The following is a 13,863-nucleotide window of genomic DNA, read 5'->3' as shown; positions in this document are numbered from 1 at the left end:
GGCCCTGTGCAGTTCCCGACGCACGCGGCGCAACCTCTAATGATACCGGGAACCCAGCCGGACCCCGACTAAGGTGGTTGGACGTGCCACGCAGTCCTCGCCCGCAACCGTGCCGATGGTGCGGCCGCGACGTGGGTGACGCCGGTATCGGGCGGCGCCGGCAGTATTGCCGGCAATCCTGCCGGCAGCGCGCTTACGAGCAGCGTGCCCTGATCAGCAGCGGTAAGACGTCCGCGCTGGCGCCCGACGCCGTGGTGCTCTCCGCCGAGGAGGCCACCGCCTTGTCCGACCGGGTGTATCAGGTGCGCTGCGCGGCCGAGGACATCGCGACCGCCCTGGCCGAGGACGCTCCGCGCGAGGACCTGCGGCAACTGTGCGACGCGCTGCTGCAGGCCGTCGAATCCGCCGACCGTTGGCGTTGAGGGTCAGCTGGCGCAGCTGAACAGCTTGCCGGCGTCGGCGGGCGGCGGCACGGGGTGCAGGCAACCGAAGACGCCGATGCCCTCGGGACTGAACCGCACCGCCGAGCGGTGGGCGTAGTTCACGCAGAACAGCCCGGCTCGATCCGCCCGGCAGCGGTAGTCGCCGAACGCCAGCGTCGATCCATCGGGCAACTCGGCGCCCTCACCGTGCACAAACCGGCCCGGATCACCGTGTGCGGAGCCGACCCGCAGCGTGTTGCCGGCGTAGTCGACCCAGCCGCCCTTCCACTGCCCGTAGACGTCTTCAGGCTGCGGCGGCGGATTCACCAGGTCCACCACGCAGGCCAGTGCGCCGTCGGCGGAGCCGGAATCGGTCATGCAGTTGGTGGCGCGGTGCGACGCGGCCGGCACCGTGAAGGCGACCTCTTCGATGAGGTCGGTGCTGACCCCGTCGCGGGTCGCGCTGTGATAGCCCGCGGGATCGGCGGGCCGGCCGGCCTCGATCCAGGCGATCACCTCGGCGATCGGGGCGCCCGTCGCCGGCGGCGCCGAAGGCTTCGACGACGAACTCGGTGCGGCGGGGGCCGACGACGACGGCACGCTCGTTACGGTGCTTTTACCGGTCGGCCCGGGCTCCGGCTCGCCGACGGTCGCGCGGGCACACCCGGCGATCAGCAACAGCACAGCGATGAGCCCGGTGAGACGCATGCCGTTAGGCTAACCGGCCGGGCGCAAGCTACCGTTCGGCTCATGCATAACCACCCTGTGCAGGCCAGCATCGCCAGCGGCGTCGTGGAGGGTTTCGCGCGCGACGGGGTGCGCAGATGGCGCTCGATCCCGTATGCCCGCCCGCCGGTCGGGCCGCTGCGGTTCCGGGCGCCCCAGCCGCCTGAGCCCTGGTCGGGGGTGCGGCACTGCCACGGGTTCACCAACTGTGCACCGCAGGAGCGGATGTACACCATCCTCAGCCCGGGCCGCTTCCAGCCGACCAGCGAGGACTGCCTGACCCTGAACGTGGTGGCGCCGGAAGATGCAGGTACCGAACCGCTGCCCGTCATGGTGTTCATCCACGGCGGCGGCTACATCCTGGGCAGTTCGGCGACCCCGATGTACGACGGGGCGGCGCTGGCCCGCCGCGGCTGCGTGTACGTCTCGGTCAACTACCGGCTCGGCGCGCTCGGCTGCCTGGACCTGTCGTCGCTGTCGACCTCCGAGATCACCATCGACAGCAACCTGTACCTGCGTGATCTGGTGCTGGCCTTGCGCTGGGTGCGCGAGAACGTCGGGGCCTTCGGCGGCGACCCGGACAACGTCACGATCTTCGGGGAAAGCGCCGGCGCGCACATCGTCGCCACGTTGCTGGGGGTGCCGCAAGCCGAAGGTCTGTTCGCCCGCGCGATCGCCGAAAGCCCCGCCGCGGGAATGGTGCGCGGTCCCGAGGTGGCAGCGGAGTTCGCCCGCCGGTTCGCCGCGCTGCTCGGGGTGCGCGCCTCCGACGCCGCGCACACGCTGCTGCGGGTGTCGCCGGCCGAATTGCTGGCGGCCCAGGAGCGATTGCTCACCGAGGGCACCCGCGACATGTTGGGCGCGTTCCCGATCGGCCCGGTTTTCGGCGACGACCTGTTGCCGCTGGATCCGGTCGAGGCGATGCGGCGCGGTTCGGCCCATCGGGTGCCGCTCATCGTGGGCAGCAACGCCGAGGAGGGCCGCTTGTTCACCCGTTTCCTGAAGATGTTGCCGACGACCGAGCCGATGGTCGAGGCCGTGCTGGCCAACACCGAGGCGGGGGTGCGTGATCGCATCATCGCCGCCTACCCGGAGTATCCGAACCGGACGGCCTGCATCCAGCTCGGCGGCGATTTCGCCTTCAACGCCGCCGTCTGGGAGATCGCCGAGGCCCACGGGGCGCATGCGCCGACCTACGTATACCGCTACGACTTCGCTCCGCGCGTGCTGCGCTGGTCAGGGTTGGGCGCCACCCATGCCACCGAACTCTTCGCCGTGTTCGACGTTTACCGCAGCGGCGGATTGGGCCGGCTGCTGACCGCCGGCGCGGATCGCCGGGCGGCACTGCGGGTCAGCGATCAGGTGCAGCGCCGCTGGCGGGCCTTCAGCCGTGACGGCGTGCCGGGCGACGACTGGCCGGTGTACACCCGCGACGACCGCGCGGTGATGGTGTTCGACCGCAAGACCCGGGTGGAATACGATCCGGCACCCGAGCGCCGGATGGCCTGGGAAGGCTTCACCCTGGCGCACTAGCCGCTACCGCGAGCGAGCTCAGGTGCGGAGCACCCGGGTGCCGCCGGCCAGCTCGTCGTGCTTGCCCTGTTTGGTCGGGCTGCCGCTGATCGTCAGCGCGATCACGACGTAGGCGATGAAGGCCAGCAGCGGGCCCAGGTAGGGAAATACGGCCAGCACGGTGAACGAGTTGCGGACGGCCGACTGCGCAGGCGTCGGCTTCGACACCCCGTCGGGTCCACGCACCGCCAGACCGAGCAGTCGCTTGGCCGGCGTGGCCCCCTGGGTGACTTCGAACAACACGAAATAGCCGTAGGTCAGCACCCCGGAGAACACGCCGGTCACCAGGAACGGATAGTCGTCGCTGAACACGAACAGCGCCAAGACGAACGCCACGATGCTGACCAGCACCCCGTCGAGCCACCGGGCCCAGAAGCGCCGACCCAGCCCGCCGGGCTTCTGGCTCGCTGCCGGCGGCTGCCCCCAACCCTGCTGCGCCCAACCCGGTGGCGGCTGATGGCCGCCGGGCGGGCCGTAACCGGATCCGTAACCCGGGCCGTAGCCGGGGACATTCGGATCGAAACCACCGGTTGTCATCAGATCCGCTCCTGATCATCGGGTGTTCGCCAATGTACCGTGGCGGTCGCGGATGGAAGCGGATTCTGCGCACGGCGAAATGGTGGCCAGTGGAGGACCATGTATCCGATCGCGGTGGGGCTCATCGTGGCGGTGCACCTGGCGTTCGTCGGCTACGTCGTCGCCGGCGGCTTTCTGGCGCTGCGGTGGCCCCGCACGCTGTGGCTGCATGTTCCGGCGGTGGGGTGGGCGGTGCTGCTCCTCGCCGCCAACCTGGAGTGCCCGCTGACCTGGTTCGAACGCCGCGCACGTGCGGCCGCCGGGATGGCCCCGCTGCCACCGGACGGTTTCATCGCCCATTATCTGACCGGCGTGCTGTACCCGGCCGGCTGGACACCGGCCGTCGAGGTCGTGGTGGGCGCCGTCGTGATCGGGACCTGGGCGCTGTGCGGCCGGGAAACGCTGCGGCACCGGCGATACGGTGGGGGTCATGCGGGCGCTGATCATCGTCGACGTGCAGAACGACTTCTGTGACGGTGGCGCACTGCCGGTGACCGGCGCCGTCGCGGTCGCCCACGACATCACCCGCTATCTGAGGGCCGCCGGGGACCGCTACGACCACGTGGTGGCCGCCCAGGATTGGCACATCGACCCCGGCGACCACTTCTCCCCGCACCCGGACTACGTGACGTCCTGGCCGCCGCACTGCCGCGCCGGTACCGCCGGCGCAGATTTCCATCCCGCACTGTGCACCGATCGGATCGACGCGGTCTTCCGGAAGGGCGAATTCGACGCCGGCTACAGCGGTTTCGACGGCGTCGACGACCACGGCACCGCGCTGGGCGACTGGTTGCACCGGCGCCAGGTGGACGGTGTCGACGTGGTCGGCGTTGCCACCGACTACTGTGTGCGCCACACCGCCGAAGACGCGATTCGCGCGGGGTTTTCCACCACGGTGCTGACGCGCTTGACCGCGGGGGTGGCCGCCGATTCGACGGCCGCCGCGGTGGCGGCGATGCGCAGCGCCGGTGTCGCTGTTGTGGAGGCAGCCTGATGACGGACTCGACAGCCCAAGACCTGCTGGCCACCGTCGAGCAGTCACCGGCCGCGGCGGCCGCCCATGACCGGACCGGCTGGGTGGGCCTGTTCAGCGCCGACGGTCGGGTGGAGGACCCGGTCGGCTCGCGCCCGCACGTCGGTTTCGAGCAGATCGGCCGGTTCTACGACACCTTCATCGGGCCGCGTGACATCACCTTCCACCGCGACCTGGACATCGTGCACGGCACGACGGTCATCCGGGACCTGCAGCTCGAGGTCGCGATGGGGCCGACGGTGGTCATGCACATTCCGGCGATCCTGCGCTATGACCTGACCGAGGACTTAGCCGAGGCCGACGGCCGATGGAGGCTGCAGCGGTTGCGCGCGTACTGGGAGCTGCCGGCGATGATGCGCCAGTTCCTCGGCAACGGCGTGGCGGCGCTGCCCGCCGGGGCCCAGCTGTCGCGCTCACTGCTGAGCAACCAGCGCTTCGGCGGCACCGCCGGATTCGCCGCCGGATTTCTCCGGTCGGCCGAACGGGGCAAGAGGCCGGTGCGGGCGTTCCTCACCGCGATAGCCGCCGGCGAGCTGTCCACCATCACGGCGGCGATACCACCCAGTGCGACAATGACTTTCGGCGACGATATCGCCATGGATCTGGCCGAACTCGCCGCCCGGCTGGATGGCGCCCAGCCGACGAAGCTGCTGGCGGCCGGCCGCACCGTCGCCGTCTCGATCACCTCAGCGCAGCAACGCGGGGTGCTCTTCGCCGACGTGGACCGGCGTGGCCGGGCGATCACGACCATCCGGTACTTCGCAGAAGACTGAGGCGGCGGGCCGACGAGGATAAGCTCGACGACGTGCCAAGCTTCCGCATTGCCGAAGTCGCCGAGCTGCTCGGAGTCAGCGACGACACCGTCCGGCGCTGGATCGACTCCGGGCGCCTCTCGGTGACGTCAGGAAGCGGGCCCCGGATGGTCGACGGCGCCGAACTCGCACGGTTCGCCCAGGAACGCGCCTCCGTCGAACCGATGTCGCGCAATCCGGTGGTGGGGCAATCCGCCCGCAACCGCCTGGTCGGCCTGGTCACCAAGGTGACTCGGGACACGGTGATGGCCCAGGTGGACGTGCAGGCCGGCCCGTTTCGGCTGGTGTCGCTGGTCAGCCGGGAGGCCGCCGACGAACTGCGGCTGCAGCCCGGCAGCCTGGTCGTCGCCTCGGTCAAGGCCACCAACGTCGTCCTGGAACTGCCGCGCCGAGCCGGTTCGGCCGGGAACGCCGACCCGGCGGCGGAATTCGGCTGAATCAGGTCAGCAGCATCACCAGCGAGGCCGTGGCCAGCGCCAGGTAGGCGGCCGGAAAACCGATGTTGTACAACACTTTGGCCCGCAGATGCGTCACCACGGCCCCGACGAAAAAGGCGACCAGCCCGGCCGCGGCGACGACACCGATCACTGGGACGCCCGCCAGGCCGATGATCAGCCCGGCGCCCCCGGCCAGCTTCAGCCCGCCCAACAGTGGGAGCCAGGATCTCGGCACCCCCACCTGCGCCGAGTTGGCCAGCACGAACTGCGCCGGAATCAAGTCGGCGACGGCGATGGCGATGGTGACGACCGCCGTGAGGGTGATGACCGCGAGGTAGACGGTCGATACGCTCATGGTGTTGCTCTTCCTTTCGTCGGCGGATGTGGCTATCTGTGTCGATGACGACCCCCGGGCGGGAAAGGTGACCCATGGGCAACGTGGAGTATCTGGCGGAGCAGTTCGAAGGCCACCGACGCCACTTGCATTCGGTGGCGTTTCACCTGCTCGGCTCGGCCGCCGACGCCGACGACGCCGTTCAGTCGGCCTGGCTGAAAGCCAGCCGCGCGGACTTCACCGCGGTGGACAACCTGGCGGGCTGGCTGACCACGATCACCGCCCGCACCGCCGTCGACCAGCTGCGCGCACGTGCCCGGCGCGGCGAGCAGCCCCTGCCGGAAACCCTTGACCATGGGCCGGCCGCGCTCGCCGCCGAGGAGGAGGCATTGCGCTCCGAGGCGGTCAGCCGCGCACTGCTGGTGGTGCTGGATCGGTTGTCGCCGGCTCAGCGAGCGGCCTTCGTATTGCACGAGGTGTTCGACGTTCCCTTCGAGCAGATCGGTGAACTGCTCGACAGGTCCACCGATGCGGCCAAGAAGCTGGCCAGCCGGGCACGGGAACGGCTCCACGCCGAGCCGGCCGCCGAACCGCGTCGCCGTGCCGAGCACCAACAGATCGTGACGGCGTTCCTTGCGGCCTCCCGCGGCGGCGACATCCCCGCGCTGCTCGAGCTGTTGGCGCCCAACGTGGTGCGCCGGGTGGATCCGGTGCTGGTGCCGGCCGGGGTGCCCACCGAGATGCGCGGCGCCGCCGATGTCGCGACCGAGACCCGGCGCTTCACCGCCCGCACTCGCGCCGGTGCGGTGCTGCTGGTCGACGGCGCGCCCGGCATCGCGATCGCCCCCGGCGGCCGGCTGCTGGCCGTGTTGCGCATCGGTATCGGCAACGGGCGCATTCACACCATCGACATCGCCGGCGAGCCGGATCGATTGCGGCTCATGACGCTGCAACTGCCAGGAACCGATCGGCCATGAGTGCGCGTGATGGCCGCTCACCGGTGCTTGATTCTGCTTTGATGGGTCACGCGAACCGATTCGGCAGTTGAGGGGGAGACCCATGCCCGAGGAAGCGAAGGAACCGGAAGAGAAGCCGGTCGCGGTGACAGCGCGCGGCATCTCGATGACCGGCCCCTGGGGTCGGGTCTTCGGGCCACTCGACCTGGACATCGAGGCCGGCGGGGTCACTGTGCTGGTCGGCCCGCCCGGCTCGGGACGTACTGCGCTGCTGATGAATCTGGCCGGGCGGATGAAACCGTCGACGGGGACGATCGCGGTCCTCGGGCGCCGCAAAGCCCGCGACATCTTCGGCGTCTGTGCGCTCGCCGGTATCGAACAGCTCGACGCGATCTTCGAATCGGTGACCGTCCGCGACCTCATCACCGAACAGCTCCGCTGGGACACACCGTGGTACCGGCTGGTGCGCCGCGCCGGGGAAGCCGAGCGCGACGCCGTCTGCCGGCCGGTCTTCGGTGACCTGCCGGTGCCGCGACTGCACGAGTACGTCGAACAGCTCGACGAACTGACCGGGCTGCTGTTGCGTATCGCGCTGGCCAATACCGCGCGGCCACCGTTGTTGGTGGTCGGCAGCATCGATCAGGTCACCAGCGACCACGACCGGGCGGCCCTGATCGGCCGGCTGGTCGCGTTGGGCGAACAGCAGACCGTCATCACCGCGTCGGCCAATGAGGTACCCGAGGGCTCAGGGGTCGCAGCGCAGCTCCACGTCGCGCAGCTGGGGCCGGCCGAGCTAGCGCACAGCACCCACGGCCGACACGAGAAGGGGAATGACTAAATCATGCTCGCGGGAATGTCGTTGGGAACCGACCTCAAACGCTACTCCCGCGGCACCATGCCGCGGGTGGCCCTGATCACCATCATCGTGCTGCCCCTGCTGTACGGCGCCATGTACCTGTGGGCCTTCTGGAATCCATTCGCCGCCATCGACAAGATCCCGGTCGCTCTGGTCAACGAGGACACCGGTGCCACCGTCTCGGGAAACCAATTACACGCCGGCGATGAGGTCACCCGAGCGCTGGTCGACTCCGGCCAGCTCGATCTGCATCGGGTATCGGAAAGCGATGCCGCCAAAGGGGTTTCCGACGGCACCTATTATTTCTCCATCACGCTGCCGGCCGATTTCAGTGCGTCGGTGGTCTCGCCCGCGGGCCCGCATCCGCAGAAGGCGCAGATCCAGTTCCGGTTCAACGACGCCAATAACTATCTGGCTTCTGTCATGGGGCAGAACGCTGCCCGCGAGGTTCTCAACGAGGTCAGCGCCAAGGTCGGCCAGCAGGTGATCGGCACCGCATTGACCCAGGTGACCGACGAGGTCAAGAAGGCGGCCGACGGCGCCAACCAGCTCTCCGACGGCTCGAAGACGCTGGCGGACAATCTGGTAGCGGCCCGCGACGGCTCCGCCGCGCTTGCCGGCGGCAGCCGCCGGCTGGCGGCCGGCGTTCAGCAGGCCACCGACCCGCTGCTGAAGCTCACCGACGACCTCGGCGCCATGGGTTTTGACCCGAATGCCGCCGGTGCCGCCGCGACCGCGTTGAGCGGCAACATCAAAACGGTGTCCGACCGGATCGGGGCACTCAACGTCAACTACCAGCAGGCCGCCGGAATCGTCAACCAGGTGGTGGACGCCTTGCACGCCAACCCCGACCCGGCGGTGCGCGGGCTCGGCGACACCCTCGCCGGCGCCCAGCGTCTGCTGTCCATCAAGGGTATCGATCCCGCCACCGATGAGGGCCTGGCCCAGCTGCGCGTCAACACTCAACGGCTGGAGAATGATCTGGCCGATCCCAACAGCGGGCTGCGCACGCTCATGACCCACGCGCTGGAGGGCGGGCTCAAGAACGACCTGATCGCGCTACGCAACGGTGCTACCGAGCTGGACGCCGGCACCCACAAACTGAGCGACGGCCTGGTCCAGCTGACCGACGGTAGCAATCGACTCAAAGACGGTGCCGCACAATTGGCCTCGGGTCTGGGCGAGGCGGATCAGCGCGCATCGACGATCACCGACCAGCAGCGCGTCGAGGTGGCATCGATCCTGGCCAGCCCGGTCGGAGTGGCGATGGGCTTCACCCACCACGCCGCCACCTTCGGCACCGGCTTCGCTCCGTTCTTCCTACCGTTGGCCTTGTTCATCGGCTCCCTGATCGTGTGGATGTTGCTGACGCCGTTGCAGACTCGCGCCATCGTCAACGGACTCGGCGCGTTGCGGGTGGTGCTGGCCTCCTACTGGCCGGCGCTGCTGCTGGGGATCTGCCAGGTGGTGCTGATGTATGCGGTGGTGCATTTCGGGGTCGGGCTGCAGGCGCGCTACGCCGCGGGCATGGTCGCGTTCCTCGCGTTGATCGCCGCGTCGTTCCTGGCGATGATCCAGGCGTTCAACGCGGTGCTCGGTGTCGCGGTCGGCCGGGTGGTCACCCTGGCCTTCCTGATGTTCCAGCTGGTGTCGTCCGGCGGGGTCTACCCGGTGGAGACGACCGCGAAGCCCTTCCAGATCCTGCACCCCTATGACCCGATGACGTACGCCGTCAACGGGTTACGTCAGCTGACCGTCGGCGGCATCGACACCAGGCTGTGGGTGTCGGTGGGCGTGCTGGCCGGGATCCTCGTGGTTTCCCTGGCCGCCAGCGCCCTCGCCGCCCGCCGAGACCGCCAGTACACCCTCGAACGCCTCTACCCGCCGATCGAAGTGTGACAGACGTTGCAGCGGCGGGGTTTTCTGCGCGGAGCCGGTCTACTCGGTGCGGCCGCGCTGGCACCGTGGCCGGCCGGCTGCACCGCTGACGACGACGCGCTGACGTTCTTCTTCGCGGCCAACCCGGAAGAGGCCGATACCCGGATGCGCATCGTGACGGCGTTCCAGCGCGAGCATCCCGACATCAGGGTGCGCACCGTGCTGGCCGGAGGAGACCCCACCCAGCTGATATCGACATTCTGTGCCGGCGGCAGGTGCCCGGATGTGCTGATGGCCTGGGAGTTCAACTACGCGGGGCTGGCCGACCGCGGGGTGCTGGCAGACCTGAACCCGCTGTTGGACGCCGACCCGGAGTTCGCCGCGGCTTTGCACGCCGACAGCATCCCGGCGCTGTATGAGACGTTCGGCTTCAACGGTGGTCAGTACGCGTTCCCCGAGCAGTGGTCGGGCGCGTTCCTGTTCTACAACACTCGCCTCTTCGCCGAGGCCGGGGTTCCGCCGCCACCGGGACGCTGGGACCGCCCCTGGACGTTCGACCAATTCCTGGACACCGCAACCGCACTCACCCGGCGGGCACCCAACGGCCGGACCACCCAGTGGGGATTCGTCGACACCTGGTCGCCGCCCTACACCGCGGCCGTGTTCGGGATGAACAACGGCACGCCGTGGGCGGTCCCGCGATTCAACCCCACCCACATGAACTTCGACGACGACGCCTTCCTCGACGGCATCCAGTTCTACGCCGACCTCGCCAACATTCACCGGGTAGCACCGGCGGCCTCCGACACCCAGGCGATCTCCACCATGGGCCTGTTCACCGCGGGCCAGGCGGCGATGGCATTCGGCGGCCACTGGCGTTATCAGACCTTCGTGCAAGCCGAGGACCTCGACTTCGACGTGGCGGTGCTGCCGACCGGGCCGGCCGCGGCCGCCAAGGGCATGGCTGCCCGCTCGGCCATCGGCAGCACCGGCCTGTCCATCGCCGCCACCAGCCGACACCGGCAACAGGCCTGGGAATTCGTCAAATACGCGGCGGGTCCGGTGGGGCAGTCGCTGATCGGGGAGTCCGGGCTTTTCGTGCCGGTGCTGAAATCGGCGATCTCCGCACCGGGCTTCACCGAAGCACATGCCGGTATCACCAACCTCGCGGTGCTCACCGGCGGCCCTTCGCATTCCGAGGGATTGCCGATCACCCCGGAGTGGCAGAAGGTGCACGCCCTGATGGACCGCGCCATCGGGCCCGTGCTGCGCGGAAAGCGACCCGCTGCGAGTCTGAAGACCGGACTGACGCCCCAGATCGACGAAGTGCTGGCCACCGCATGAACCCGACACGCAGACGCGCCCGGGCGGGACGGTGGTTCATCGCCCCGAACCTGGCCGCGGTCGCGGTGTTCATGGCGTTCCCGCTGGCGTTCTCGCTCTACATGAGCGTCCAGCGCTGGGACCTGTTCAGCCCGCCGACGTTTGTGGGCGCGGCGAACTACCGCGACCTGTTCACCGCCGATCCGCTGTTCGGCATCGCGGTCGGCAACTCGACGGTGTTCACGGTGGGCACCGTGGTCCCCACCGTGTTGATCAGTGTGGTGGTGGCCGGATTGTTGAACCACCAGATCAAGGGCATCGGGTTGTTCCGGGCGATCGCGTTCCTTCCGCTGGCGGTGTCCTCGGTGGTGATCGCGGTGGTGTGGCAGTTCGTGTTCAACACCGACAGCGGCTTGCTCAACATCATGCTCGGCTGGTTCGGCATCTCGGCGGTGCCGTGGCTGACCGAACCGCACTGGGCGATGGCGTCGCTGTGTCTGGTCAGCGTGTGGAAGAGCGTGCCGTTCGCGACGGTGATCCTGTTGGCGGCCATGCAGGGTGTGCCGGAGTCGCTTTACGAGGCGGCCCGCATCGACGGCGCCGGCGAGATCCGGCGCTTCGTGTCCATCACGGTGCCGATGATCCGCGGCGCTCTGTGGTTCGTGGTGGTGATCTCGGTCATCAACGCGTTTCAGGCCTTTGATCTGGTCTACGTCCTCACCGGCAGCAGCGGCGGCCCGGAGACCGGCACCTACGTGTTGGCGATCATGCTGTTCCAGCAGGCGTTCGCCTTCCTGGACTTCGGTTACGCCTCCGCGCTGGCGTGGGTGATGTTCGCGGTGCTGCTGACATTGACGATCATCCAGCTGCGGCTGTCGCGCAGGAACGCGGTGGACCAATGACGCCCCGGCGCACGGGCCTTCCGGCGCGGTACCGTATCGGCCGCTTGCTCGGCGTCTACGCCGGTCTGGCCGGCGTCGCCGCATGCGCACTGTTCCCCATCCTGTGGGCGCTGTCGGGATCACTGAAACGCCAGGCCGAGATCAGCCAGCCGACGCTGTTGCCCGCGCATCCCCAGTGGTCGAACTACCTCGACGTGTTCGCCCGAATGCCGTTCTGGCGAATGTTGTTCAACACCGTGCTCTACGCCGGCGCTGTGACGGCCGGCCAGGTGTTCTTCTGCTCGCTGGCCGGTTACGCCTTCGCCCGGCTGCCGTTCGCCGGACGTAACACCCTGTTCGTGCTCTACCTGGCCACGCTGATGGTGCCGTTGACCGTCACGGTGATTCCGCAGTTCATCCTGATGCGAGTGTTCGGCTGGACCGACACCATGTGGGCGATGATCATCCCGGGGTTGTTCGGAAGTGCCTTCGGCACCTATCTGATGCGGCAGTTCTTCGCGACGCTGCCCATCGATCTGGAGGAGGCGGCCATCTTGGACGGGTGCTCGCCGTGGGGCGTCTATTGGCGGATTCTGTTGCCGCACGCCAAACCGGCGGTGATGGTGCTGGCGGTACTGACCTGGATCAACGTCTGGAACGATTTTTTGTGGCCGCTGTTGATGATTCAGCGCAAGAGCATCGCCACCCTTACCCTCGGGCTGGTGTGGATGCAAGGGGAGTACGTCGCCGAGTGGCCGGTGCTGATGGCGGCCTCCATGCTGATGCTGGCGCCGCTGATCGTGATCTACGCGGTGGCGCAACGCGCCTTCATCAGCGGCATCGCCGCCACCGGATTCGGCGGGCGGTAACGCAATGGCGGCAGTGACTTTCGATTCGGTGACCCGGCACTATCCCGGTGCCGACCGGCCCGCGCTGGATAAGCTGAACCTGGCGGTCGAGGACGGCGAGTTCATGGTGCTGGTCGGGCCGTCCGGCTGTGGCAAGACGACGACGCTGCGGATGCTGGCCGGCCTGGAACCCGTTGATGCGGGACGGGTCTGCATCGGCAGCGCTGACGTCACCGACACCGACCCCGGCGCCCGGGACATCGCCATGGTGTTCCAGAACTATGCGCTGTACCCGCACATGACCGTGGCGCAGAACATGGGTTTCGCCCTCAAAGTCGCCAAGACCCCGAAAGCCGAGATCCGCGCCCGGGTGGCCGAGGCCGCTCGGCTGCTGGGCTTGGAGGCGCACCTGGGTCGCAAACCCAAGGACCTGTCCGGCGGTGAGCGCCAGCGGGTGGCGATGGGCCGGGCGATCGTGCGCCGCCCGCAGGTTTTTTTGATGGACGAGCCGCTGTCGAATTTGGATGCGATGCTGCGGGTGCAGACCCGCAACCAGATCGCCGAACTGCAACGCCGGTTGGGCATCACCACCGTCTACGTCACCCACGATCAGGTGGAGGCGATGACGATGGGGGACCGGGTAGCGGTGTTGCGCGACGGGGTGCTGCAGCAGTGCGCGCCGCCCCGCGAGCTCTACCGCCATCCGGCCAACGTGTTCGTCGCCGGGTTCATCGGCTCACCGGCGATGAACCTGTTCACCGTGCCTGTTGTCGACGGCGCGGTCTCACTGGGCGGCTACACCCTGGCTCTGCCACGTGAAATCGCTCTCAGTGGAGAGGATTTGGTGATCGGTGTGCGACCCGAGCATCTCGTGCTCGATGACGGCGGCGTCGACGTCGACGTGGAGTTCGTCGAGGAACTCGGCGCCGATACCTACGTTCACGGCAGCATCACCGAATCGGGCCAAGCCCCGCGCCGGGCCGTCACCGCCCGGATGGCGGGCGACCACTCCGTGCGGCGCGGTGACCGCGTGCGGTTGCGCCCCGACCCGGAGCAGGTGCACTTCTTCGGTGCGGACGGCATGCGGCTTGGTCGGTGATGCCTCAGGCGCGTGCGCGTGTCGGCCGTTTTCTGTCTTGAGTCAAGAAATTGGCGGGTTTTCTTGGGTAATCGGGTTCAGGTAGGCCTGCTGCGGGGTGCGGTCTTGGA

16 protein-coding genes are annotated in these 13,863 nt (G+C 68.5%); 13 read left to right on the top strand and 3 right to left on the bottom strand.

Annotated elements, in window-relative coordinates; genetic code table 11:
- The first annotated feature begins 83 nt into the window (after window positions 1-83).
- Window positions 84-422: a hypothetical protein gene (locus tag A5771_RS13140; RefSeq protein ID WP_109401128.1), complete on the top strand. Its 339-nt coding sequence runs from the start codon at window positions 84-86 to the stop codon at window positions 420-422.
- A 3-nt stretch (window positions 423-425) separates the two neighbouring features.
- On the opposite strand, the gene A5771_RS13135 is transcribed toward A5771_RS13140, so the two are convergent.
- Window positions 426-1,130, bottom strand: a complete 705-nt coding sequence (locus A5771_RS13135) for a hypothetical protein (RefSeq protein ID WP_064855659.1) — start codon at window positions 1,128-1,130, stop codon at window positions 426-428.
- A gap of 42 nt (window positions 1,131-1,172) precedes the next feature.
- Between A5771_RS13135 and A5771_RS13130 the strand changes: the two genes are divergently transcribed.
- Complete coding sequence (locus A5771_RS13130; RefSeq protein WP_064855658.1) at window positions 1,173-2,681, top strand: carboxylesterase/lipase family protein; 1,509 nt, start codon at window positions 1,173-1,175, stop codon at window positions 2,679-2,681.
- An 18-nt stretch (window positions 2,682-2,699) separates the two neighbouring features.
- On the opposite strand, the gene A5771_RS13125 is transcribed toward A5771_RS13130, so the two are convergent.
- Entirely contained in the window at window positions 2,700-3,257 is a 558-nt protein-coding gene (locus A5771_RS13125) for an RDD family protein (protein ID WP_064855657.1), read from the bottom strand.
- Between the two features lie 99 nt (window positions 3,258-3,356).
- Here A5771_RS13125 and A5771_RS13120 point away from each other — a divergent pair, with 99 nt between their 5' ends.
- Genes A5771_RS13120 through A5771_RS13105 form a run of 4 tightly spaced genes read left to right on the top strand, consistent with a single transcriptional unit; the run spans window position 3,357 to window position 5,578 of the window.
- Complete coding sequence (locus tag A5771_RS13120; protein ID WP_064855656.1) at window positions 3,357-3,770, top strand: DUF2784 domain-containing protein; 414 nt, start codon at window positions 3,357-3,359, stop codon at window positions 3,768-3,770.
- Window positions 3,727-4,290, top strand: coding sequence for an isochorismatase family protein (locus A5771_RS13115; protein ID WP_064855655.1), 564 nt, complete (start codon window positions 3,727-3,729; stop codon window positions 4,288-4,290). The genes A5771_RS13120 and A5771_RS13115 overlap by 44 nt, the downstream gene beginning before the upstream one ends.
- Window positions 4,290-5,102, top strand: coding sequence for a ketosteroid isomerase family protein (locus A5771_RS13110; protein WP_064855654.1), 813 nt, complete (start codon window positions 4,290-4,292; stop codon window positions 5,100-5,102). Before A5771_RS13115 ends, A5771_RS13110 begins: the two co-directional genes overlap by 1 nt.
- Before the next feature lie 32 nt (window positions 5,103-5,134).
- Window positions 5,135-5,578, top strand: coding sequence for a TOBE domain-containing protein (locus A5771_RS13105; RefSeq protein ID WP_064855653.1), 444 nt, complete (start codon window positions 5,135-5,137; stop codon window positions 5,576-5,578).
- A gap of 1 nt (window position 5,579) precedes the next feature.
- Here A5771_RS13105 and A5771_RS13100 read toward each other — a convergent pair whose 3' ends face one another.
- Entirely contained in the window at window positions 5,580-5,933 is a 354-nt protein-coding gene (locus A5771_RS13100; protein WP_064855652.1) for a DoxX family protein, read from the bottom strand.
- Between the two features lie 74 nt (window positions 5,934-6,007).
- Between A5771_RS13100 and A5771_RS13095 the strand changes: the two genes are divergently transcribed.
- The 7 genes from A5771_RS13095 to A5771_RS13065 all read left to right on the top strand — a co-directional run bounded on the left by A5771_RS13095 (window position 6,008) and on the right by A5771_RS13065 (window position 13,753).
- A complete protein-coding gene (locus tag A5771_RS13095) occupies window positions 6,008-6,889 on the top strand; it encodes a sigma-70 family RNA polymerase sigma factor (RefSeq protein ID WP_064855651.1) in 882 nt (293 codons plus the stop codon).
- A gap of 82 nt (window positions 6,890-6,971) precedes the next feature.
- On the top strand, window positions 6,972-7,706 hold the full coding sequence (locus A5771_RS13090) for an ATP-binding cassette domain-containing protein (protein WP_064855650.1): 735 nt from the start codon (window positions 6,972-6,974) through the stop codon (window positions 7,704-7,706).
- A 3-nt stretch (window positions 7,707-7,709) separates the two neighbouring features.
- Window positions 7,710-9,623, top strand: a complete 1,914-nt coding sequence (locus tag A5771_RS13085; protein ID WP_064855649.1) for a YhgE/Pip domain-containing protein — start codon at window positions 7,710-7,712, stop codon at window positions 9,621-9,623.
- Between the two features lie 6 nt (window positions 9,624-9,629).
- Window positions 9,630-10,946, top strand: coding sequence for an ABC transporter substrate-binding protein (locus A5771_RS13080; RefSeq protein ID WP_064855648.1), 1,317 nt, complete (start codon window positions 9,630-9,632; stop codon window positions 10,944-10,946).
- Window positions 10,943-11,827 carry a carbohydrate ABC transporter permease gene (locus A5771_RS13075; RefSeq protein ID WP_064855647.1) on the top strand — a complete coding sequence of 295 codons (885 nt, stop codon included), beginning with the start codon at window positions 10,943-10,945 and terminating at the stop codon, window positions 11,825-11,827. Before A5771_RS13080 ends, A5771_RS13075 begins: the two co-directional genes overlap by 4 nt.
- Window positions 11,824-12,675 (top strand): carbohydrate ABC transporter permease, encoded by an 852-nt coding sequence (locus A5771_RS13070; RefSeq protein ID WP_064855646.1) that lies wholly within the window; start codon window positions 11,824-11,826, stop codon window positions 12,673-12,675. Before A5771_RS13075 ends, A5771_RS13070 begins: the two co-directional genes overlap by 4 nt.
- Window positions 12,676-12,679: 4 nt before the next feature.
- Window positions 12,680-13,753, top strand: a complete 1,074-nt coding sequence (locus A5771_RS13065) for an ABC transporter ATP-binding protein (RefSeq protein WP_064855645.1) — start codon at window positions 12,680-12,682, stop codon at window positions 13,751-13,753.
- Window positions 13,754-13,863: the final 110 nt, after the last annotated feature.

The sequence above is a fragment of the Mycolicibacter sinensis genome, assembly GCF_001667375.1.
Classification (GTDB): Bacteria; Actinomycetota; Actinomycetes; order Mycobacteriales; family Mycobacteriaceae; genus Mycobacterium; species Mycobacterium sinense_A.
The sequence above is the reverse complement of the archived record's forward strand: the minus strand, read 5'-3'. Positions and strand labels throughout refer to the sequence as shown.